The following is a 21823-nucleotide window of genomic DNA, read 5'->3' on the forward strand; positions in this document are numbered from 1 at the left end:
TCTATCTCCAGTAAGCGAAGGCGCGGATCTCGACAGAGGCACGCGGCACCGCGTCCTTGGGCGCGCCCGGATCGGCGAAGGCGACGTGCGGACAGCCGACGATTTCCGGATCGGCGGTATCGAATTGCTTGAAGATCAGCGCCTCGCCGGGCGTCATGTCGCGATAATAATACCAACGGTGGCGAGGGCTGGCGCGGAAGAGCGAGGATCCGAAGCGAAATTCCTCGATTCCCACTCCGTCGACCCGAGCCTCGCCGGTCACCCGCTCGGCTTCGGTGACCGACGGCGCCGCGCAGACGGCAAGCGGCATGTCCTGCGGTGGCGGCGTCAGCACGCGCCAGATATTGAGGCCGACATAGCGGCCGGCCAGCAAGGCACCGCGATCCGGATGGTCCGCCACGCTCCGGGCGGCGAAATCGTCGAAGCTCTCCCGCGACACGTCGACATGGACGAAGCCGGCGGGGAGCGAGTTGACGAAGGCCTCGCGCCGATCGTTCCTGACGAAGCGAAGGACGGTGCCGCGGGCGACGACATGGTCGGCGCCCGTGAGCTCACGGATCAGCACCTCGATCTCGCGCGGATAGATCGACTCCACCGTCGGGGTATCGGTGAAATCGCCGACCTCGCTACGGTGCGGCACGAGCGTGAAGCCCTCGCGCTCCAGGCTCGGCGCCGGATCGGCCTGGCGCGCATCCTCGATGCCGACGCAATGCTTCTCGAGCATGAGATTGTCTCGCGCGTGATCCTTCGCATAGAAATAGGGCATCGAATCCATCGGCCCGAGATAGTTGATCTCGGCCTCGACGGTTCGCGGCGGCCGCGCGATGTTCGCCATGATTCCTCTCCGAATCCGCCATAACTTGTATGTGGCACTTACGTGTCGCAACCTATCAGAATGGCAAGATCGGGCAAGACTTCGCTCGGGAGCGGCTAGCGGAGCCTGCCGTTCACCGGGGCCGGAATTCAGTCCAGCCGCAGTGTCCCGAGCATGCCGCCGTCCACCGCCCAGCTCTGCCCGGTGACGTGGCTCGCCGCATCCGAGAGGAGGAAGGCGGCGACTTCGGCGACCTCCTCGGCCGTGCCGACCCGCGCCTGCGGGACCCGTCCGGCAAGATGGCCCAGGGCGCCCGCCGCAAGCCCATCCAGCATGGGCGTTGCGATGAAGCCGGGGATGAGGCAGTTCACGCGGACATTGTAGGGCGCCGCCTCGATGGCTGCGGCACGGGCCAGGCCGAGCACCGCATGCTTGGACGCGACGTAAGCGGCGTTGTTGGCCATGCCGCGCTCGCTCGCCAGGCTGCCGGTGACGAGGATCGCGCCGCGGCGCCGCTCGATCATTCCGGGCAGGACTCGCTTGATCGCTCGAAACGGTCCGGTGAGGTTGACCGCGACCACCGACTCGAAATCCTCATCGGCATAATCGGCGATCGGTGAGAAGCGGCCGCCGTTGCCGGCATTGGCGAACAGCCCGTCGACCGGCCCGAAATCGGCCGCCGCCGAATCGAGCGCCGAAAGCAGGGCACCCTTGTCGGCCATGTCGGCCACCGCGAAGGCGGCGTGGCTTCCGATTTCCGCAACCGCCCGCCTCAGCTTTTCCTCGCTCCGGGGGATCAGGGTCACGCGCGCGCCGCGAGCGGCGAGCAGACCGGCCGTTGCGCGCCCGATCCCGGTCGAGCCGCCGGTGACGACGACGTGCCGACCGGAGAAGTCGGTCACACCCCGAGCTTCAGCAGCTTCGCCGCATTCTCCTTGAGGATCAGCGGCATCACCTCCTCGCGAAATCCGGCCTCGGCGGCATCGGCCAGCCATTTGTCCGGCGGGATCAACGGATAGTCCGACCCGAACAGCATCTTCTTGCGAAGCTGGGTGTTGGCATATTGCACCACCTGTTTCGGGAAATAGCGCGGCGACCAGCCCGACAGGTCGATGAAGACATTCTCCTTGTGGAGCGCCATCGACAGGCTCTCGTCGGTCCACGGCCAGCTTGGATGCGCCAGGATGATCTTCATGTCGGGGAAATCGACGGCGACATCGTCGACGAGCATCGGCTGGCCGTATTTGAGCCTTATCCCGCCCCCGCCCTTCATGCCGGTGCCCATGCCACTATGGCCGGTGTGGAAGATGGCCGGCAGACCATATTCCGCGATCACTTCGTAAAGCGGCCAGGCCATACGGTCGTAGGGGTGGAAATTCTGCATCGGCGGATGGAACTTGAAACCCTTGACGCCATGCTCTTCGACCAACCGCCGGGCCTCGAGCGCGCCCATCTTGCCCTTGTGCGGGTCGATGGATGCGAAGGCGATCATGATATCTTCATTCTCGCGCGCAGCCTCGGCAATCTCCTCGTTGGAGATGCGCTTGATGCCCGTGCCCGCTTCCATGTCGACGGTGAACATGACGAAGCCGATCTGGCGCTCGCGATAATGCGCGATCGTCTCGGCTATGGTGGGCCGCCGTCGCTCCGCCTTGAAATAGGTGCTCGCGGCGTCGAGGAACTTGCCCATGATAGGGTCCTCGGGATGATGGCAGGACACCTCGGCGTGGACGTGCACGTCGATCGCCTTGAGCTTCGATAGATCCATGAGGTCTCCCTATCAGTTCTCTCCCCAGAGAGAGAATGGGAAGAGGGGAGCGGCGTCCGCCGATCAGGCGATGCCCACTCCCCTTCTCCTTCGCCGCTTCGCGGCCCTTGCCTCGCCCCGAGGAGAGAGGAATTCCGCTTACAGCGCGATGATGACGCTCTTCAGCTCGGTATAGGCTTCGACGCCCTGCCGCGCCTGCTCACGGCCCAGGCCGGACTGCTTGAAGCCGCCGAACGGAAGCGCCGGATCGATCATCATGTGGCAATTGCCCCAGACGGTGCCAGCCTTCAGTTTGGCGCACAGGCGGTGCATCGCCGAGATGTCGCGGGTCCAGACGCTGGCGGCGAGACCGTAGCAGGTGTCGTTCGCCTCACGCGCCACCTCGTCCAGGTCGTCGAACCTCTGCGCGACCACGACGGGGCCGAAAATCTCCTCGCGCACGACGCTCATGTCCGGCTTCACGTCCACCATGATCGTCGGGTTGACGTAATAGCCCTGGTCGAACGGAACGTCGCCGCCGGTGACGATCGACGCGCCGGCCTGCTTGCCCTGGTCGATATAGTCGAGCACGCGGCGATGCTGTTCGTCCGAGACGAGCGGGCCCATCCGGCTTTCCGGGCTGAGCGAGGGGCCGACCGTCCAGCCCTTCGCCGCCTCGGCGACGCCTTCGATCAGCTTATCGAAGATGTCGCGATGGGCGTAGATGCGGGAGCCAGCCACGCAAACCTGGCCGGCGTTGAAGAAGATTGCGCCGGCGGCGCCGCCCGCGGTCGCCGCAACGTCGACGTCGGGGAGGACCACGACGGGCGATTTTCCGCCGAGCTCCAGCGTCACCCGCTTGAGCGAGTCGGTCGCATTCTTGTTGATGAGCTTGCCGATCTCCGTCGATCCCGTGAAGGCGACCTTGTCGACGTCGGGGTGGCGGACCAGCCGATCGCCGGCGGTATGGCCGTTGCCGGTAATGATGTTGACGACCCCGGCCGGGAAACCCGCTTCGTTGATCAAATCGGCGAGCCGCAGCGCCGTTACCGACGTCTGCTCGGCCGGCTTGAGGACCAGGGTGCAGCCTGCTGCGAGTGCGGGCGAGATCTTCAGCACCGCCATGAGCAACGGGAAGTTCCACGGCACGATCTGCGCGGCCACGCCGGCGGGCTCCCGCCGGACATAGGCATGGAAGGCACCGTTGGGCGCCGACATCGGCGCCATCGTCTCGCCGCCGAGCTTGGTGGTCCAGCCGGCCATGTAGCGCAGCATTCCGATGGCGGCCGGAATGTCGGCCTTCGCGGCGATGCTCTTCGGCTTGCCGTTGTCGATCGCCTCGAGTTCGGCGAATTCGTCGGCATGGCGCTCGATCAGGTCGGCAAGCTTGTGAATCATTCTCTCGCGGACGATCGGCGGCAGGTCCGTCCAGCGACCATCGTCGAACGCCTGGCGGGCGGCCGCCACGGCCCGGTCGACGTCGGCGTCGGACGCATCGACGAACCGGCCGACCTCCCGGCCCGTCGACGGATCGATGACGGGCAAGGTGGCGCCATGGGTCGATTCCACCCATTCACCGCCGATGAACAACCGGGGCTCGCGCGACAGCGCCTTGCGGGCCTCTTCGGAATAATTCTGATCGGAGCCGACGCGGGTCATCTCGTTCATATCACCTCTCCGGGAAGCTTGTCTGGATGCCGAATCCCTGTAGCACGGGCTTTGCGCAATACGAAGTGTTGCGTACAAATTCCGGCAGCGAATCGAACGGGTTCGCGCAAGGGGACGAGGATGATCGCGGCGACCATCGATCCGGTTTCGACCCACGCCCGCACGCAACCGGGCGCGCCGGCCTGCACCGACCTGGAGACCGGGCGATGCTGGACCTATAGCGAGCTCGACCGCGACGTCGGCCAGACCGCCGCCTGGCTCGCGCAGCGGCTCGGCCCGGCCAGCGGCGAGCGGGTCGCGACGATCGCGCGCAATTGCGCCGAGATGCTCATCCTGCAGCTCGCCTGCCTGCGTGCCGGCGCCATATTCGTACCGCTCAACTGGCGCCTGAGTCCTGCCGAACTCGGCCGGCTGGCCACCGATGCCGCCCCGGCCATGCTTTTCCACGATGCGGAGTTCGACCCGGTCGGGGCCGGAGAGCGCCACCCGATCTGCGCCCTTTCCGAACTGGTGCGCAGCGCCCCGCCGGCCCCGCCGCCGGACTCACGCCGCCCCTGGGAGGAGACGGCTACCCTGCTCTACACTTCGGGCACGAGCGGCCGGCCCAAGGGCGTGATCCTGACCGCGGCCAACGCCTTCTTCGGCTGCACGAACTTCATCCTGGGCAACGATGTCGGGCGGGGCAGCGTCTTCCTGTGCGACATGCCGCTCTTCCACGTCGCGGGCCTTTTCGCCGCCACCCTCACCCCGATCATGGCGGGCGGAAGCGTCCTCATCTCGCGCGGCTTCGATTCGTCGCGGACGCTCGCCCGCCTCGCGGACCGGACGCTCGGCGTGTCCCACTATTTCTGCGTGCCGCAAATGGCGCAGCGCCTCTGGCAGGAGCCGGGATTCGAGCCCGACATGCTGCGCGGCCTCTCACGCTTGGCCACTGGCGGCGCGCCCAACCCAGCGGCCCTGGTCGAGCGCTTCATCCTTTCGGGAATCGCCATGTCCAACGGCTTCGGCATGTCGGAGACCGGATCGAACTTCGGAGTCCCGGTCGACGATCCGGAGCTGCAAGTCGCCAAGGCGGGGACCTGCGGCCTGCCCTACATATCGGTCGAAGCACGGATCGTCGACGAGAAGGGCGACGACCTGACGCGAGGTGAGACCGGCGAGCTGTGGATTGCCGGCCCCAGCGTCACGCCCGGCTACTGGAACCGCCCCGAGGAGAATGAAAAGGCCTTTTGCGGGCGCTGGTTCCGGACCGGCGACGCCGCTTATCTCGACAAGGACGGTTATCTCTTCATTGTCGACCGGCGGAAGGACATGTTCATCTCCGGCGGCGAGAACGTCTATCCGGCCGAGATCGAGGCGGCGCTGGCGGAGATGGAGGCGATTGCCGAAGCGGCCGTCATCGGCGTACCGGACGAGCGCTGGGGCGAGGTCGGGCGCGCCTACGTCATTCCGCGCAACGGAGAGGCGCTCGAACCGGGCGCCGTCGCCGCTTACTGCCGCTCGCGGCTCGCGAAATACAAGGTGCCTGCCTCGATCGTCGTCACCGACAGCCTTCCGCGGACCGCCTCGGGCAAGGTGCAGAAGCACGTTCTGCGCGAGCGCGCGCTGGGCGAGATGGAAGGCCGACATGCGTAGCTACGTGCTTCGCGAAGGCAGCACCTCCCTCGAGGACCTGGCGATGGTCGAGCGCGACGTGCCGCGGCCCGCTCCGGCCGAGGTGCTGGTCCGAGTCCGCGCCTGCTCGCTGAACTTCCGCGACCAGTCGATCCTGGCCGGCAAATATTTCGGCGGTAAGGTCCCGCAGGATCAGGTGCCCCTGTCGGACGGGGCGGGCGAGGTGGTCGAGGTCGGCGAGGGAGTGACCCGCTTCGCTGCGGGCGACCGGGTCGCCTCGTCCTTCTTCCTCAACTGGACCGAAGGTCCGCCGCGGCCCGACGCCGGCCCGGCCCTCGGCGCACCGCCGGCGCCGGGAATGCTCGCCGAATATGTCGCCTTGCCCGAGCGCGCCGTCGTTCCGATCGCCGACAATCTGAGCTTCGAGGAGGCCGCCACCCTGCCCTGTGCCGGCGTGACGGCCTGGAATGGTCTCGTCCTCGGCGCGGCGCCGCTGCATCCCGGCCAGGACGTGCTGCTGCTCGGCACGGGCGGCGTGTCGATCCTGGCGCTGCAGATCGCCGTGGCGGGCGGCGCCAACATCGTCATCACCTCCTCCTCCGACGACAAGCTGGCGCGGGCCGAGCAACTCGGCGCGAAGCAGCTCGTCAACTATCGCCAGATCGAGGAATGGGGGAGGGAAGCCTATGGCCGGTTCGGCCGAGCCGGCGTCGGCAAGGTGATCGAGGTGGGCGGCTTCGGTACGCTGCCGCAATCGATGCAGGCGGTCGGCTGGGGCGGAGAGATCGCGATGATCGGCGTCATGACCCGCGGCGGCGACACCGCACCCCATCCGCTGATGGTCAAGGGCGCGAGCTTGCGCGGGATCATGGTCGGCAGTCGGGCGATGGCGATCGACCTCAATCGCGCGATCGAGGCGGCCGACATCCACCCTGTTATCGACAAGGTCTTCCCTTTCGAGGAAGCGGCCGAAGCCTATCGGTACCAGGCGTCGCCCCATCTGTTCGCCAAGGTGGTCATCGCGGTTTGAGGTGCTTCGATACGGCATTTCGCCAGGCTCAATGCCTACTCAGCATGAGCGGTTTACTCTCCGCTCATCCTGAGTAGCGCTGAGCCCTTCGACGCCGCCTGCGGCGACGCTCAGGGTCGAAGCCGCGTGTCGAGAGACCTACTCCACCACCGCGAACGCGAAGCCGTCCCAGCCCTTGGCGCCGACGGTCTGGATCGCGGTGGCGCTGAGCCGCGGCTCGCTCGCCAGCAGGTCGACGAAGCGGCGTATGCCCTGGACGCCGGGATTGACGCTGTCGCCGTCCACCACCTCGCCGTCGCGAACGACATTGTCGCCGATAATGGCCGTGCCGGGACGCGAAAGCCTCAGCGCCCAGGCGAGATAGACGTCCTGATTGGCCTTGTCGGCGTCGATGAAGACGAGGTCGAACGGCCCGTGGCCGCGGGCCTCCACCTTCGGCAGAAGGTCGAGCGCCGCGCCGGTCCGGACGTCCACCCGATCGTTCATTCCGAAGCGAACGAGATTGGATCGGGCGACCGCGGCATGGCGCGGCTCATATTCGAGCGTGACGACCCGCCCCTCGGGTCCCACCGCGCGCGCCAGCCATAGGGTCGAATAGCCGCCCAACGTGCCGATCTCGAGCACGCGGCGCGCCCCCATCGCCCGGGCGAGGAGATGGAGGAACTTGCCCTGGAGCGGCGACACGTCGATCTCGGGCAGGCCCGCCCGGGCATTGGCTTCGAGCAGCCGGTCATGATCGCCATCGCCGGCGAGCAGGCGCTCGGCGAACCAGGCGTCGACGCGGCTCCACTCTTCCGAATCCATGTATTGTCTCCTCCCGGCGAGTCCGCTTGAAATAGACGATCCTGTTGTCCTGCCGCCCCCAGTCGCGGGACCATCGTCGCCCGTTTAACGCTGCCGCCGATCAGTGCACCATCCGCTGCTGGTTGCCCCAATATTCCCTGCGCAGCGCCTTCTTGTCCATTTTCCCGGCGGCGGTGCGTGGAATCGAATCGGCGAACGAGACCGACTTGGGCGCCTTGACGCCGCCGAGCCGGGCCTTTGCATGGGCGATGATCGCCGGTTCGTCGATCCCATCGGCGACGACGACGGCATGGACCGCCTCGCCCCAATGCTCGTGCGGGACGCCGATCACCGCGCATTCGCGGACCGCGTCCAGCTCCATGATCGCCGCCTCGACCTCGGCCGAATAGACGTTGAAGCCGCCGGTCACGACCATGTCCTTCTTTCGGTCGACGATGAACAGATAGCCGTCCGCGCTGAAGCGGCCGACGTCGCCAGTATGGTGCCAGCCGAAGGTGCGGAACTCGGCGGTCGCCTCGGGAAGCTCGAAATAGCCCTTGCTGACCAGCGCGCCGCGGACGCAGATCTCGCCCGCCTCCCCCGGCGGCAGGATGTTGCCCTCGTCGTCCATCACGGCGACCCGGACCGAATAGCTCGGCTTGCCGCAGCTCGCGAGCAGCTCGGGCCGATCGCCCGCCGCGGCCTTCGCCACCGTCTCCGGCGGCAGCCAGCAGGTGATCATCGGCGATTCGACCTGACCATAGGCCTGGCACATGCACGGACCGAACGCCTCGACCGCCTGACGAAGCTTGTCCGGCGACACCGCCGATCCGACCAGGACGAAGATTTTCAGCGACGAAAGATCGAAGCGTTCGCGTCGGTCGTGGCCCAACAGGGCGTACAAGGCGGTCGGCGGCAGATACAGGTGGGTGACGCGGTGCCGCTCGATCGCCTCGAACACCGCCTGCGGATCGAAGCCGGGCAGGATGATCTGCGTGGCGCCGAACTGCATCGTGGCAAGCGCGACCGGTCCGGCGGCGTGGGTGAGCGGCGCGACGACGAGATTGACCGGGCGATCGGTACGACCGCCAATGGCGTTGCCGACCGTCTCGATCATCGTCCCCCAGCCGAGATTGGTGACCTCGACCCCCTTGGAAGGGCCGGTCGTGCCGCCGGTCGGGAAGATGCCGACGATCTCGTCCGGATTGCCGAAAGGATCGCTCGGGTCCTTCCAGCGCCCGCCGTCCACGCCGCCGATGAACGCTTCCATCGACGGATCGCCGTCATGCGCCTTGTCGAGGCAGACGAAGTGGCGAAGCGTCGGCACGCGCCGCTTCAGTTCGGCGACGTCGCCGGCAAGGCTGCTATGGTAGAACAGCCACTCGCAGCGGACGTAGGCGAGATAGGCGGCATTGGCATCGATGGCGTTGCGGGTGTTGAGCGGGATCCACTTGGCGTTGGCGCGCCACAGGCCGAGCAGGGCGAGCAGCACGTCGACATTGTTGGCCGAATAGAGCGCGACCGGCGCCTGGCCCGGAAAGCCGGCATCCTCCATCGCGACGGCGATCCGCTTCGTCAGCGCCTGCGCCTCTGCAAAGGTAAAAGCGCGAGCCGAATCCTGCATCGCGATCCGGGTCGGATCGACCGCGGCGCCGCGGTCGAAATAGTCGATGGCCCTCACTCCGGCACTCCCTCACCCCCAGCGGTTGATCTCCGGACCGGGCGCCCAGCTTTTCATCGGAACGCCGGTCGGTGACAAGGCCAGGGCCTGCCGCACCGAATCCCTGGCGGCGACTCGGCCTAGCCAGGCGCGGGTAATCGGCGCATCCGCGAACGCCTCGGGCACGAGATCGACCATGCCCGCCAGCCAGGCATAGGTTTCGAGATCCGCGATGGTGAAGGCGCCGAGGATCCAGTCGCCCTCGATCCTCTTCTCGAGCCGCTCGACCGCCAGCCGGATCTTGGCCCGGGAATCCTCGAGCTGCGCCTCGGGATATCGGCCTTCGCGCACGGCGCGCCAGCGTTCGGCCAGGTCGGCACTGGCGATGCGGCCGACCAGAGCCTCGAAGGCCTCGTCGCTCATCGCGCGAAGCTTTGGTGTCAGGTGCGCGCGGTTGCCGAGAAAGGCGGCCGCCGGCGCCACCCGCTCGATGATGAAGCGGCACCACATCTCCATTTCCCATCGGGCATGGGGGTCGGCAGGCTGGAGGCCGCCACCGCGCGATTCATCGAGATATTGGGCGAGGAAGACGGAATCGGCCATCGCCTCGCCCTCGACGACGAGGACCGGCCCCTCACCCTCGATGCTCATTTCGACCTCGCGGCCGACGACGGCGCGGCAATGCCGCTCTCCCTGCGTCAGATCCAGCGCAATGAGATCGGCCTCGGCGCCCGTCTCGAAAAGCGCGGCCAGCACGGTCAACGAAGGGCCGTTCGGTTCGCCGTGATACAATGCGGCGGTCATGGTTGTACCTCCCGCTCGAATATTTTCACCCGCTTCACCATCTCAGTGCGGCCGAGCGCCCAGGTCGCCTTCGTCGCCGGCCGTTCGTAGATCCGGCGCAGCCAGTCGATGATGCACGGCGTCGTCTCCTCGTTCGACAAATGCGGTTGCGACAAGGGCAGGGCGTAGGCGAGGTTGAAGCCGTTCACGTCGGCCAGCGAATATTGGTCGCTCGCCAGCCACTCGCGCCTGGACAAGGCTTCCTCGAGCATCGAGATTCCAACGCCGACGCGGCGCTGCGATTCGGCGATCTCCTCCTCGCAGAAGAGGTTGTAGATCGCCTTCCTCCATGCCGTCCGCCGCTCAGGCAGAGGGATCCGTTCGATCGCCGCCTCCAGCTCCTTCGGATCCCGATGGCGCACCGCGGGCCCGACGAAGACGCTCCACCCGATCATGCTGAAGGAAGGCGCGAGCCACTGGTCCATGAACTTCATCCACCAGCGCACCCGCCAGCGGTCGCGCGGGTCCGGCGGCATCAAGGCGGGCCCGTCGAACGCCGCGTCGACATATTCCATGATGGCCGTCGACTCGGTCAGCACCCTGTCGCCGTGCAGCATCGCCGGGATCGTGCCTTGCGGGTTGATCGCCAGATATTCCGGCTTGTGCTGATCGAAGTTCAGCATGTCGATGTAGCGGCTCTCAAAGGGCACGCCTTTCTCGGCGAGCGCCAGCATCGGCTTGCCGCTATTGGCATTGGGTTCCCAGTGGAACAGGGTGACTTTGTCGCTCATACCGGTGGCTGCGCCTCTCCCGATTTGCCGGGGTTCGATGCCGCGGCTTGTTATTCCCTTCGGCCGAACTAGGATGTAATACATACAAGTTTCGAGCTTGGGTCAATGCCGCGGCGGACCCGCCCGGAACGTGCGCAGGGCCCGTCCGAAATGGGCGGCCCGGACGGAGAGGGCCGGTGGCATGAGCGAAGGCGCGGACGTCGTCACCTGTCGGGTCGCGGAGCGGATCGCCTGGGTCAGCTTCAATCGGCCCGAGAAGCGCAACGCGATGAGCCCACAGCTCAACCGGCGAATGATGGACGCGCTCGAGGCGCTCGAATTTCGCGACGATGTCGGCGTGCTCGTGCTCAAGGGCGAAGGCGAGGCCTGGTCGGCGGGCATGGATCTCAAGGAATATTTCCGCGAGACCGAAGCCGAAGGCCTGGGGGCCATCCGCCGCTCGCAACGCGAATCCTACGGCTGGTTCCGGCGGCTTCGCTGGTACGAGAAGCCGACCATAGCGATGGTCAACGGCTGGTGTTTCGGCGGCGGGTTCGGGCCGCTCTTCGCCTGCGACCTCGCCATCGCCGCCGACGAGGCGAAATTCGGCCTGTCCGAGATCAATTGGGGCATTCTCCCGGGCGGCGGCGTCACCAAGGCGGTGGTCGATCTCCTGTCGATGCGGGACGCCATGTATCTCGCGCTCACCGGCACTCTGATCGACGGCAGGACTGCGGCGGCCTGGAAACTGGTCAACGAGAGCGTGCCGCTCCACCGGCTCGAATCGCGGGTGACCGAGCTCGCCCGGGTGCTGCTCGAGAAGAATCCGGTCACGGTCAAAACCGCCAAGGACGCCGTCCGGCGGGTCAAGGACATGACCTACGACAATGCCGAGGATTATCTGGTGCGCGCGCAGGAAGCGGCCAATTTCCTCGACGGAACCGAGGGCCGGAAGGAAGGCGTCCGCCAGTTCATCGACGAGAAGAGCTACAAGCCGGGACTGGCGGCCTACGACCCTGGAAAGCGAAATGGGGAGAAGAACTGATCCCCAGGGGACGGAGAGGATGAATGAGCCAGGAGATTGAAGCCGACTATATTGTCGTGGGCGCCGGCAGCGCGGGCTGCGTCCTCGCCAACCGGCTCTCGGCCGATCCGGCCAACCATGTGCTGCTGCTCGAAGCCGGCGGCGACGACCGGCCGCTGCACAATCTCAAGCAATTCTGGTCGAACCTGCTGATCCACACGCCGATCGGCTTCGGCAGGACGCTGAACGATCCCAAGGTCAACTGGATCTACGAGACCGAGCCCGATCCGGGCACCGGCGGGCGTCCGCACAAATGGCCGAAGGGCAAGGTGCTCGGCGGCTCCTCCTCGATCAACGGCATGCTCTACGTGCGGGGGCAGGCGGCGGACTATGACGGCTGGGCGCAGATGGGCTGCACCGGCTGGTCCTATGACGACGTGCTCCCCTATTTCCGGCGCGCGCAGAATCAGGAGCGCGGCGAGTGCGGCATCCACGGCGTCGGCGGCCCGCTCAACACCTGCGATTTCCCCGAGCAGAACGAGGTCAGCCAGGCGCTGCTCGACGCCTGCGTCGAGGCGGGCATCCCCTATGTGCCGGACGTCAATTCCGGCGACCAGGAAGGGGTGACCTGGTTCCAGCTCACCCAGCGCGGCGGCAAGCGCTGCTCGACCGCGGTCGGCTATCTCCACCCGGTCGAGGGGCGGGCGAATCTGCGCGTCGAGACCGAGGCGCAAACGACCCGGATCCTGTTCGAGGGCAAACGCGCGATCGGGATCGAATATGTCCAGGGCGGCGAGACCAGGGTCGCACGCGCCAATGCCGAGGTGATCCTCGCCGCCGGCGCGGTCGCCTCGCCGCAGCTCCTAGAAGTGTCGGGAATCGGCGGCGGGCCGGTCCTCCAGGCGATCGGCATCCCGGTCCTGCACGAGGTGCCGGGCGTCGGGGAGAATCTGCAGGACCATTATATGATCGGCTGCCAGTGGCAGGTGAAGCCCGAATATAAGACGGTCAACGAGCTGTCCCACGGACTCAACCTGGCGCGCGAGATCGTCAAATATGCGTTCGGCAGGAAAGGACTGCTCACCTATGCGGTCGCCCATGTCGTCGCGTTCACCCGGACCCGCGAAGGGCTCGAGCATCCCGACGTGCAGTTTCACCTGATGGCGGCCAGCATGGACCTGGAGGCGCTGGCGCGGACCCAGTCGCTGGTGCTCGAGAGAAGTCCGGGCGTCACCTGCACGCCCTGCCAGCTCAGGCCCGAATCCCGGGGCTCGATCCACGCGAAATCGGCCGATGCGCGCGTTTATCCGACGATCGTTCCCAACTATCTCGCCGACCCGCTCGACCAGGAATGCGCGATCGCACAGCTGAAGCTCGCGCGGCGGATCATCAACCAGCCGGCCATCGCGAAATATCTGGCCAGCACGGCCGACCATTTCGGCGACACGGACGAGTCGATGCTGGCTTATGCGCGCATGGCCGGCGGAACGCTCTACCACGCCGTCGGCACGTGCCGGATGGGCAGCGATCCGGCCGCGGTGGTGGATCCGGAACTGCGGGTGAAGGGGGTCGACGGGCTGCGCGTCGTCGACGCCTCGATCATGCCGAAGATCAGCTCGGGCAACACCAACGCGCCGACGATCATGATCGCCGAGAAGGCTTCGGACATGATCCTGGGCCGATCGTCGCTCAGGCAGGCGGCCTGAGCGCCGGGCGGGCTAGCCGCTTCCCGTCAAGCCGAGATGATCGTCGTCGACCGGTCGGCCGGCATAGGCCATCCGGACGGCGGCGAAGGCGAGGAGGAGGCAGAAGGTCATGACGGCGATGAGCGGCCGATCGCTGCCGTCGGCGAGCGCGCTGACGGCCGCGCTCGCAAGACCGCCCGCGGCATAGGCGGCCGTTCCCATCAGCGCGGACGCCGTTCCGGCGAGGCTGCCGTGCCGGTGGAGCGCAGTCACGGTCGCTGCGGGCATCATGATGCCGGTACCGACGAACATCAGGATCACCGCCGCAAGGAGCGGCACCGGTCCGCCCTGGCCGGCCGTGGTCGCCGTGAGCAATGCGAGTAGAGCAGCGGCATTGGCGGCCGCACCCCAGATGAGCAGGCGCCGCGCCCCGAACCGGTTCATCGCCATGGGCGCGAATTGGGCGGCGCCGGCCCAGAAGGCGGCGCTGGCCCCGAACAGCAGGCCATATTGCCAGCCTTCGAGCCCATAGAGACTCATGAACACGAAAGGCGAGCCGCCCAGATAGGCGAAGAAGGCGGCCTGGGAGAGAGCCAGCATCAGGACGAGGCCGAGAAAATGGCGGTCGCCCAGCAGCAGGCCGTAACCGAGCAGGATTCCGCGCGCGCCGCCTTGGCCCCGCCGGTGGGGCGGCCGCGTCTCCGGGAGGAGGGTGGCAAGCATCAGGATGCCGAGGGCGCCGGTCGTTGCCATGAACCAGAAGATGTAGCGCCACGAGAAGGCCGCGGTGAGGGCGCTGCCGGCCAGCGGCGCCAGCAACGGCGCGATCGACGTGACCAGCAGCATGAGCGCCATGATCCGCGCTGCCTCCGGACCGGTATGGAGATCGCGCACAATGGCGCGCGGGATGGCCATGGCGGCGCAGGCGCCCAGCCCCTGGACGAACCGCCAGGCGACAAGCGCCTCGAGCGTCGGAGCGAAGGCGACCGCGATCGAGGAGAGCACGAACAGCCCGAGTCCGAAATAGAGCGGCGGCTTGCGGCCGTAGCGGTCGGACAGCGGGCCGTAGATATTCTGCCCGACAGCCAGGGCGGCGAGCAGGCTCGTGAGGCTGAGCTGGATCGCGGCGGGATCGGTGCCGAGGTCGGCTGCCATTTCGGGAAATGCCGGCACGTACATGTTGAGCGCCAGCGGGCTCGACAGCGAGACCAGCCCGAGCACGAGCACCTGCCGCCCGAGCACGCGCCGCGACGCCGCGGCGGAAATGGCGTCCGCCGCCTCCTTCATGCCGTCCGTCTGCGCCATCGGCGCCGCTTTGGGTGATGGGCAACACCGAGGCAAGACCTGCTAACCGGATCCGCTAGGCGAGTGCCTCCTCCGCCTTCAGCCGGGCATTGAACCAGCGGATCAGGATCGTGCCGTTGATCAGCATGACGACGCCGTAGATGTTCTGCGACACGGCGAGCGGCAGGCTGCCGAGCACGGTCAGGGTGAGGAAGATCGCCAGCGAGGCATTCTGGACGCCCACCTCGATGGCGATGGTCATAGAATCCCGCCGGCTGGCGCCGATCGCGCGTCCGAGCAGCAGTCCGGCAATCGTCGCGACCACGTTGAGGGTCCAGAGGGCAGGGCCGGCGCCGACCAGTTGCGCGAGCACCAGATCGAGGCTGATCGCGACCGAGAAAGCGATCACGCCGACCATCACGATGAAGGAGGTCGGCCGAAGCCAGCGCTCCATCCGCGCCGCGAAGCCCGATGCGTAGCGTCGGACCACCATCCCGATCGAGACCGGAAGCACGGTGAGCAGGAAGAGCTGCGCGATGGTCTGGGGGACCGAGATGGTGGGAACGTCTCCGCCGCGCCCAAGAAAGAAAGGCAGCGCCCAGCTGAGCAGAAAGGGAATGCTGAACACGGTGACCAGGCTCGAAATGGCGGTGAGCACGACCGCCAAGGCGACATTTCCCCGGCCGACGAAGGTGAGCGCATTCGAGGTGGTTCCGGCCGGACAGATGGAGATGATGAACAGCCCGAGCGCGAGCTCCGGCGGGAGCTGGAAGAGGAAACCGATGGCGAGGCCGAGGACGGGGAGGAGCAGCAGCTGCCCGCCGAGGCCGGCGAAGACCTGCCGACCGCCGCGCAGGACCAATGCGAAATCCTGCAGCGCGAGGGTCAGGCCCATGCTGAACATGATCAGCATCAGCCCGCCCGGCACGAACTTCGTCTGCACGAAGGCAATTATTTCCGGCGACATGCAACTCCCCTCGACTCGGCGAACCCGGCCATGGACCCGGATCTCGCGTGCTGATCGGATGGCCCCGCCAAGCTGCCCGCCATCGCCCCCGCGGCGGTAGCATCCGGGGCGCCGGCGACAAACCGGGTTTCGCGCGCCCCGCCAAGGCCGTAGCGATCCAGACCATGCCCGACCTTCCCGAACCCATGCCGGCCGCCACGCTCGTGCTGATGCGCGAGGCAAGCGTCGGCCCTCCCGAGCTGCTGATGATGGAGCGGACCGGCCACATGGCGTTTGCCGCGGGCGCGCTGGTCTTTCCCGGCGGGCGCATCGATCCGGAGGACCATGACGCGGCGGGGCGGCTGCCCGGCTTCCCCGACGCCGCCGCGCGAATCGCCGCCGTGCGCGAAACGATCGAGGAGACCGGGATCGCCCCGGCGATCGTACCGGAGCCCGATCCCGCGCGCGTCCGGGCGCTTCGCGAAGGAATAAGGCGCGATCTTCCCCTCGATCGTCTCCTCGAGCAGCACGGACTGGCGCTGGAGCTCGGCGCACTGACGCCATTCGCGCGCTGGTGCCCGAATTTTCGCGAGACGCGCCGGTTCGACACCTATTTCTACCTGGCCGCGGCGCCGGCCGGCGCGCCCGAACCGAGCGCGAGCGCGCAGGAGGCGGTTCGGGTCTTCTGGGCAAGCGCGGCCGACATATTGCGGGAAATCGAAGCCGGGGCGGCGCATGCCATTTTCCCAACCCGGCGCAACCTCGAGCGGCTCGCCCGCTTCGGCTCGATCGACGAGGCGCGGGCCGACGCGGTGCGCCACCCCGTTCGTACGATCATCCCCTGGGTCGAGGAGCGGCACGGCCGGCCGCACGTCTGCATCCCCGAGGATGCGGGCTATCCCATCACCGCCGAGCCATTGGAGACGGCGAGGCGGAGCTAGGAGCCGTTTCGCCGCAATCAGCGTTGCGGCACCATGCGGCGATTCCGGCGGACCCTTTTCTATCTCCTCCTGACCGGCTTCCTCCTGCTCGGCGGCCTGCTCCTCTACGGCTATGCCCGCTCTCATCCCGAGGACCTGCCATGGACTCCGCTCGACCTGAGCCAGCCGGTCGGTAGCTTCACCGGCCGCAAGCTCGTCGGTCTCGTCGACGAGGGCGAACGCTGCCAAGCCTTGCTCGATCGCGCCGGAATCAACTTCCTCGCGCTGCCCGAGCGGCGCGGCGGCGCGCAATGCGGCTACAGCCACGCGGTTCGCTTCACCGGGGGCGGCGCGCAGCAGATCGACTATCATCCGGTCGGCCTGGGGACCAACTGCGCCGTCGCCGCCGCGCTCGCTTTGTGGGAATGGCACGTCGTCCAGCCCGCGGCGGCTGAGCATTTCGGACGCCCGGTCGAGACGATCGAGCATTTCGGAAGCTATAGCTGCCGCCGGCTCTACGGCCGCGACGAAGGGGACTGGAGCGAGCATGCGACCGCCAATGCGATCGACGTCGCCGGATTCACCCTGACGGACGGCACCCGGATCAGGGTCGCTGCGCACTGGGACGAAGGCGGGGCGCGCGGCGCGTTCCTGCGCGAAGTTCGCGGCGGCGCCTGCGACCTGTTCGCCACCGTCCTGTCGCCCGACTATAACCAGGCCCATCACGATCATCTGCATCTCGACCAGGCCGATCGCGGCCGGCTCGGCTGGCGGGCGTGCCGGTAATTGCCTCGCCGTTTCCCCTCGAGATCCGTGCGCGGGATCTGAACGAACCCGCGAGCCTGGCGCCGCGCTTCTCCGGCCCCTGTAAATCCGCGGCTTTCTTCCCTATGTGCAGCGCGAAGTTTCGAACTCGGCGCAGCATTGGCGGGCCGACGGTTCTCCCGAAATTCCCACGTCGTCGGCATCGCCTGGCGCTGCGGAATCCGGGCGTGCCACGGGACGAGACGAGCGACCGCGGCACAAGGGTGTCGGGCATTGGGAGGCAGCGTGACCGAAGCATTTCTTGGCGAACCGGCGGCCGCCGGCGGCGAAGCCGGCCCGTCGGGGCGGGACAGCGCCCTGCAGGACCTCGCGGCGCTCGAACGGCGCACCTTCGCCATCATCTCCCACCCCGACGCCGGCAAGACGACGCTCACCGAAAAATTGCTCTATTCGGCGGGCGCTATCCGCGAAGCCGGCGAGGTGCGGGCGCGCGGCGATCGCCGCCGGGCGCGCTCGGACTGGATGGCGATCGAGCAGCAGCGCGGAATTTCGGTGACCAGCTCCGTGATGACCTTCGAGCGCGGCGGCATCTTGTTCAACCTGCTCGACACGCCGGGCCACCAGGATTTCTCGGAGGACACCTATCGGACGCTGACCGCTGTCGATTCGGCCATCATGGTGATCGACGCCGCGAAGGGCATCGAGGCGCAGACCCGCAAGCTGTTCGAGGTCTGCCGCCTCAGGAACATTCCCATCCTCACCTTCGTCAACAAGGTGGACCGCGAGGGCCTGAGCCCCTTCGCCCTGCTCGACGAAATCGCCGAGACGCTGCAGCTCGACGTCAGTCCGCAGAACTGGCCGACCGGAATGGGCGGACTGTTCCACGGCCTCTATGATTTCGCCGCCGACCGGCTGCTCGCGCCGAACGGCGGCGAAGACGGAGCCGGCGAATGGATCGACTGCGACGGCCTCGACGATGCCAAGCTCGACGAATATCTTCCGGCCGACGCTGCGCAGTCGCTGCGGGACGAAGCGGGCCTGGCCCAGGCGGCTTATCCGGCGTTCGACCTTCAGGCCTTCCGCAACGGCGACCTGACGCCGGTCTATTTCGGCAGCGCGTTGCGCCGCTTCGGTGTCGAGCAGCTTCTCGACGGCCTCGCCGATCATGCGCCGCCACCGCAAGCCCAGCCGGCCCGGCCGGAGCCGGTGCGTCCCGACGAGCCGCGGGTCACCGGCTTCATCTTCAAGGTCCAGGCCAATATGGACCCTAACCACCGCGATCGCGTCGCCTTCATGCGACTCTGCTCGGGAACGCTCAAGCGGGGCATGAAGCTCAACGTGCCGCGGCTCGGCAAGCCGATCGCCATCCACAATCCGATCAGCTTCTTCGCCCGCGACCGCGAGCTCGCCACCCTCGCCCGCCCCGGCGACATTATCGGCATCCCGAACCATGGCACGCTGCGGGTCGGCGACACGCTCACCGAGAAAGGTGACGTCGCCTTCACCGGCCTTCCCGATTTCGCGCCGGAGATTTTACGCCGCGTGCGGCTCGACGACCCGCTCAAGGTCAAGCAGATGCGGCGCGGCCTGGCTGACCTGGCCGAGGAAGGCGTGATCCGGCTGTTCAAGCCGGCGATCGGATCGCAATGGATCGTCGGCGTCGTCGGCGCGCTCCAGCTCGACGTGCTCGCCACCCGGATCGAGCAGGAATATGGCGTGAAGCTCGGCTTCGAGGCGAGCCCGTTCGAGGTCGCGCGCTGGCCGGTCGCCAGCGACGCGGCCGATCTCAAGCGCCTGTCCGAGACCCATCGCGACCGGATGGCCGAGGATCAGGACCGCGCGCTCGTCCTCCTCATGCGCAATGACTGGGAACATGGCCGCTTCACGAAGGAGTGGCCGGGCATCACCTTCGCGGCGATCCGCGAGCGGCACTGATCGATCATTCCGCCTCGGGCCGTCCCGGCATCGGCATGAGCAGGCCGAACCCGGCGACGAGAAGCATCGCAGCGCCCGAGCCCGCCACGGCCGCCGCGATTCCGGCCGGCTCGGCGACATGTCCCCACAGCCAGCTCCCGAGCCCGATCCCGCCGAAGGTCACCGTGCTCACCGTCGCCGTGACCCGGCCGACGAGCGGCCGAGGCGCCCAGAGCTGGGCGGCGACGCTGAAGCCGGAAAGGGCCTGAACCCAGCCGGCGCCGCCGATCACCAGGACCACGAAGCTGACCGCCAGGCCCGGCGCCGCGGCGACGATCAAGCATGCCGCGCCGTAGACGAGCGCCGCGACGCGCACGAGCGTCTCGCCATTGAAACGGCGGCGCATCTCGTGGCTCACCGCGGCGCCGAGGACGGCGCCGAGGCCGAGCGCGCCGAGCAGCAGGCCGAACTGCTCCGGTCCGCCGCCGGCAAGGTCTCGAGCGATCAGCGGCATCAACGCCCAGGCGGCGCTTCCGGCGACGGTGAAGGTCAGCGCCCTGGCGACGATCGCCCGAAGCGGCGCGCTGTCCCGGACGCAGCGCAGACCCTCGGCAAGCGCGGCCGACAACGAAGCGCGCACCGGCGGATCGGGGCGGGGCGGACGCCAGCCGAGCAGGACCCCGACCGAGACGAGGCAGGCGGCGAGATTGCACAGGAAGGCAGCGGGAGCTCCGGCGGCGGCGACGATCGCGCCGCCGGCCGCGGGACCAAGCGTCCGCGCGACGTTGAAGCCCAGGATGCTGAGGCTTGCCGCCCCGGCCAATTCGGCGCGCGGGACCACAGTGCCGATGCTCGCCTGCGAAGCCGGTGTCGCGAAGGCCGTCGCGACGCCGAGCGCGAAGGTCCCGCCGATCAGGATCCAGGGCGTCGCCAACCCTTCGAAGGCGAGCCAGGCGAGCAAGGCCGAGACGGCCGCGGCGCTGCCATAGGCACCGAGCAGGAGGCGGCGGCGATCGATCAGATCAGCGAAGGCGCCGCCGACGAGCGACAGCAGCATCATCGGCAGCGCCATGGCGGTCCAGATCAGGGCCACCCGGTCGGCGCGGCCGTCGATGGCCGTCATCAGCCATTGCGTCCCGACCGCCAGCACCATGTTGCCGAAATTGGCGGCGAGACTCGCAATCCAGAGGGCTCGGAACAGCCCATGGGTGAGCGGGGAGAGGGTCGAGCCGGGGGAGCGCATCGGTGAGCGGCTAGGCCTGCGCCGCGGCGCAGATTGGCCGATTGCCGCGCCGGCCGAACCGCTCATCCCGCAGGCCCGCACCCCCAACGGCGGAACGCGGCTCGCCGACATGGCGGCCGGATCGGCCATTCAGCCGCCCGGCAACAGTCCCACCAAGATCCTTCGCCTGACGGCGTTCGACGCGATTCATGCGGCAGCTATAGAGACAAAGGCAGGGCGCGGCAGCGTGTCGTGGCCGGAAGCCTCGCGTCCGCCGGGCCGGAAGCGCTCCCGCATGAGTCCATCGCCTTCACACCTTTCGGGAACGCGCCTCCTCGTTCGCCGTTCGGAATCGCGGAACACAGGAGGAAGAGATGCGCATCACGTTCGTGGCGGCCCTCGCGGCCGGGCTTCTGGTCGGGGCCTGCGGCGGCGGCGGGCAGACGGAAGCGACCGAGGTGGAAGAGGCACTTGGCAATGAATTCCAGCCGGCGGCGCCCTCGCCCGGCGGCAACGCCGTGAACGGCGCGACTTCCGCGCCGGAGGGCGAGAACATTCTGTAACTCGCCTCGTCGGCGCGGCGCCGTCGCAGGACCATCGGGGCGTGGTAGTATATCCGCGCCGAGCACCCATATGAAAGTCATCACCTGGTCCTGACGCAAGCATCCTGTGACAGAGAGACGCTCGTCGTGCTCCCGCTTGCCAGACAGGTGATAGTCCATGATCCGTCGAACCGACTCCCACCCGCCGCGCGCCAGACGGCTCGTGCAGCGCAAGGACAGCGTTTCGGCGACGCGCGAATCGAAGCCTCCCGAGGCCGCCCGCCGGGCCGTCGTTGCCCCGCGAGCGCCCGGCCGCGCCACGCCGGAGCGGCCAATTTCGCCGCACTCCGACATGGCGGCTGAAGTTAGTGTTGCGGGCTGCAATGCCCGGGCCGCTGCCGATCGTTCCCGCGCGGCGACGATGGATACGGCCAACGGGCGACGGCGGCTCGAAGGCAGCGCCACCAGCTGGGCCGCGAGGGCAGGCCTTCTGCAGCGGGATGCGGACGGCTTCGAAGCCGTGAGGGCGATCGCCCGGGCCGAGTGGAAAGAGGGAGAGGAAGCCGCCCGACATGTCCGGCCGGACGACGATCTCGATCCCTGAGGTCCGATCCCGCCCGCAATCACCGACCTCAAGCTCAACGCCGCTCGA

General features: G+C 67.7%; 20 protein-coding genes. 9 read left to right on the forward strand and 11 right to left on the reverse strand.

The genetic code is table 11. The features are described 5' to 3' along the window. Position 1: 1 nt before the first annotated feature. The 4 genes from EKM57_RS07360 to EKM57_RS07375 form a co-directional block, all read right to left on the reverse strand. Positions 2 to 835, reverse strand: a complete 834-nt coding sequence (locus EKM57_RS07360; RefSeq protein ID WP_129791857.1) for a CmcJ/NvfI family oxidoreductase — start codon at positions 833 to 835, stop codon at positions 2 to 4. Between the two features lie 128 nt (positions 836 to 963). Continuing rightward, complete coding sequence (locus EKM57_RS07365) at positions 964 to 1716, reverse strand: SDR family NAD(P)-dependent oxidoreductase (protein ID WP_129791858.1); 753 nt, start codon at positions 1714 to 1716, stop codon at positions 964 to 966. Then, positions 1713 to 2582: an amidohydrolase family protein gene (locus EKM57_RS07370; protein ID WP_129791859.1), complete on the reverse strand. Its 870-nt coding sequence runs from the start codon at positions 2580 to 2582 to the stop codon at positions 1713 to 1715. The genes EKM57_RS07365 and EKM57_RS07370 overlap by 4 nt, the downstream gene beginning before the upstream one ends. Positions 2583 to 2720: 138 nt before the next feature. Then, positions 2721 to 4229 carry an aldehyde dehydrogenase family protein gene (locus tag EKM57_RS07375; protein WP_129791860.1) on the reverse strand — a complete coding sequence of 503 codons (1509 nt, stop codon included), beginning with the start codon at positions 4227 to 4229 and terminating at the stop codon, positions 2721 to 2723. Positions 4230 to 4349: 120 nt separating this feature from the next. On the opposite strand from EKM57_RS07375, the gene EKM57_RS07380 reads away from it, so the two are divergent. Further along, positions 4350 to 5864 (forward strand): AMP-binding protein, encoded by a 1515-nt coding sequence (locus EKM57_RS07380; protein WP_129791861.1) that lies wholly within the window; start codon positions 4350 to 4352, stop codon positions 5862 to 5864. Continuing rightward, positions 5857 to 6873, forward strand: coding sequence for an NAD(P)-dependent alcohol dehydrogenase (locus EKM57_RS07385; RefSeq protein WP_129791862.1), 1017 nt, complete (start codon positions 5857 to 5859; stop codon positions 6871 to 6873). Before EKM57_RS07380 ends, EKM57_RS07385 begins: the two co-directional genes overlap by 8 nt. 138 nt (positions 6874 to 7011) lie before the next feature. Here the strand turns inward: EKM57_RS07385 and EKM57_RS07390 are convergent, their stop codons facing one another. The 4 genes from EKM57_RS07390 to EKM57_RS07405 form a co-directional block, all read right to left on the reverse strand. After that, positions 7012 to 7677: an O-methyltransferase gene (locus tag EKM57_RS07390; protein ID WP_129791863.1), complete on the reverse strand. Its 666-nt coding sequence runs from the start codon at positions 7675 to 7677 to the stop codon at positions 7012 to 7014. Between the two features lie 100 nt (positions 7678 to 7777). Beyond that, positions 7778 to 9337 carry an AMP-binding protein gene (locus EKM57_RS07395; protein ID WP_129791864.1) on the reverse strand — a complete coding sequence of 520 codons (1560 nt, stop codon included), beginning with the start codon at positions 9335 to 9337 and terminating at the stop codon, positions 7778 to 7780. Between the two features lie 12 nt (positions 9338 to 9349). Continuing rightward, positions 9350 to 10120, reverse strand: coding sequence for a glutathione S-transferase family protein (locus EKM57_RS07400; RefSeq protein ID WP_129791865.1), 771 nt, complete (start codon positions 10118 to 10120; stop codon positions 9350 to 9352). Beyond that, the gene (locus tag EKM57_RS07405) at positions 10117 to 10890 is read right to left on the reverse strand and encodes a glutathione S-transferase family protein (RefSeq protein WP_129791866.1); all 774 of its coding nucleotides are present in this window, start codon (positions 10888 to 10890) and stop codon (positions 10117 to 10119) included. The genes EKM57_RS07400 and EKM57_RS07405 overlap by 4 nt, the downstream gene beginning before the upstream one ends. Positions 10891 to 11071: 181 nt before the next feature. Between EKM57_RS07405 and EKM57_RS07410 the strand changes: the two genes are divergently transcribed. Beyond that, positions 11072 to 11914: a p-hydroxycinnamoyl CoA hydratase/lyase gene (locus EKM57_RS07410; protein ID WP_129791867.1), complete on the forward strand. Its 843-nt coding sequence runs from the start codon at positions 11072 to 11074 to the stop codon at positions 11912 to 11914. Positions 11915 to 11937: 23 nt separating this feature from the next. Next, positions 11938 to 13599, forward strand: coding sequence for a GMC family oxidoreductase (locus EKM57_RS07415; RefSeq protein WP_129791868.1), 1662 nt, complete (start codon positions 11938 to 11940; stop codon positions 13597 to 13599). A 12-nt stretch (positions 13600 to 13611) separates the two neighbouring features. On the opposite strand, the gene EKM57_RS07420 is transcribed toward EKM57_RS07415, so the two are convergent. After that, positions 13612 to 14883 (reverse strand): multidrug effflux MFS transporter, encoded by a 1272-nt coding sequence (locus EKM57_RS07420; protein ID WP_129791869.1) that lies wholly within the window; start codon positions 14881 to 14883, stop codon positions 13612 to 13614. A gap of 55 nt (positions 14884 to 14938) precedes the next feature. Further along, positions 14939 to 15805: a bile acid:sodium symporter family protein gene (locus EKM57_RS07425; protein WP_206185338.1), complete on the reverse strand. Its 867-nt coding sequence runs from the start codon at positions 15803 to 15805 to the stop codon at positions 14939 to 14941. 188 nt (positions 15806 to 15993) lie between these two features. On the opposite strand from EKM57_RS07425, the gene EKM57_RS07430 reads away from it, so the two are divergent. The 3 genes from EKM57_RS07430 to EKM57_RS07440 all read left to right on the forward strand — a co-directional run bounded on the left by EKM57_RS07430 (position 15994) and on the right by EKM57_RS07440 (position 19428). Further along, positions 15994 to 16749, forward strand: coding sequence for an NUDIX domain-containing protein (locus EKM57_RS07430; RefSeq protein WP_129791871.1), 756 nt, complete (start codon positions 15994 to 15996; stop codon positions 16747 to 16749). Positions 16750 to 16782: 33 nt separating this feature from the next. Next, entirely contained in the window at positions 16783 to 17514 is a 732-nt protein-coding gene (locus tag EKM57_RS07435) for an extensin family protein (RefSeq protein WP_129791872.1), read from the forward strand. 336 nt (positions 17515 to 17850) lie between these two features. Beyond that, complete coding sequence (locus EKM57_RS07440; protein ID WP_129792106.1) at positions 17851 to 19428, forward strand: peptide chain release factor 3; 1578 nt, start codon at positions 17851 to 17853, stop codon at positions 19426 to 19428. A 4-nt stretch (positions 19429 to 19432) separates the two neighbouring features. On the opposite strand, the gene EKM57_RS07445 is transcribed toward EKM57_RS07440, so the two are convergent. Continuing rightward, positions 19433 to 20779 carry an MFS transporter gene (locus EKM57_RS07445; RefSeq protein WP_129791873.1) on the reverse strand — a complete coding sequence of 449 codons (1347 nt, stop codon included), beginning with the start codon at positions 20777 to 20779 and terminating at the stop codon, positions 19433 to 19435. Positions 20780 to 21003: 224 nt separating this feature from the next. Between EKM57_RS07445 and EKM57_RS07450 the strand changes: the two genes are divergently transcribed. Continuing rightward, entirely contained in the window at positions 21004 to 21192 is a 189-nt protein-coding gene (locus EKM57_RS07450; protein ID WP_129791874.1) for a hypothetical protein, read from the forward strand. 157 nt (positions 21193 to 21349) lie between these two features. Beyond that, positions 21350 to 21775: a hypothetical protein gene (locus EKM57_RS07455; RefSeq protein WP_129791875.1), complete on the forward strand. Its 426-nt coding sequence runs from the start codon at positions 21350 to 21352 to the stop codon at positions 21773 to 21775. Positions 21776 to 21823: the final 48 nt, after the last annotated feature.

It is taken from the genome of Sphingosinicella sp. CPCC 101087 (assembly GCF_004151485.1).
GTDB lineage: Bacteria > Pseudomonadota > Alphaproteobacteria > Sphingomonadales > Sphingomonadaceae > Allosphingosinicella.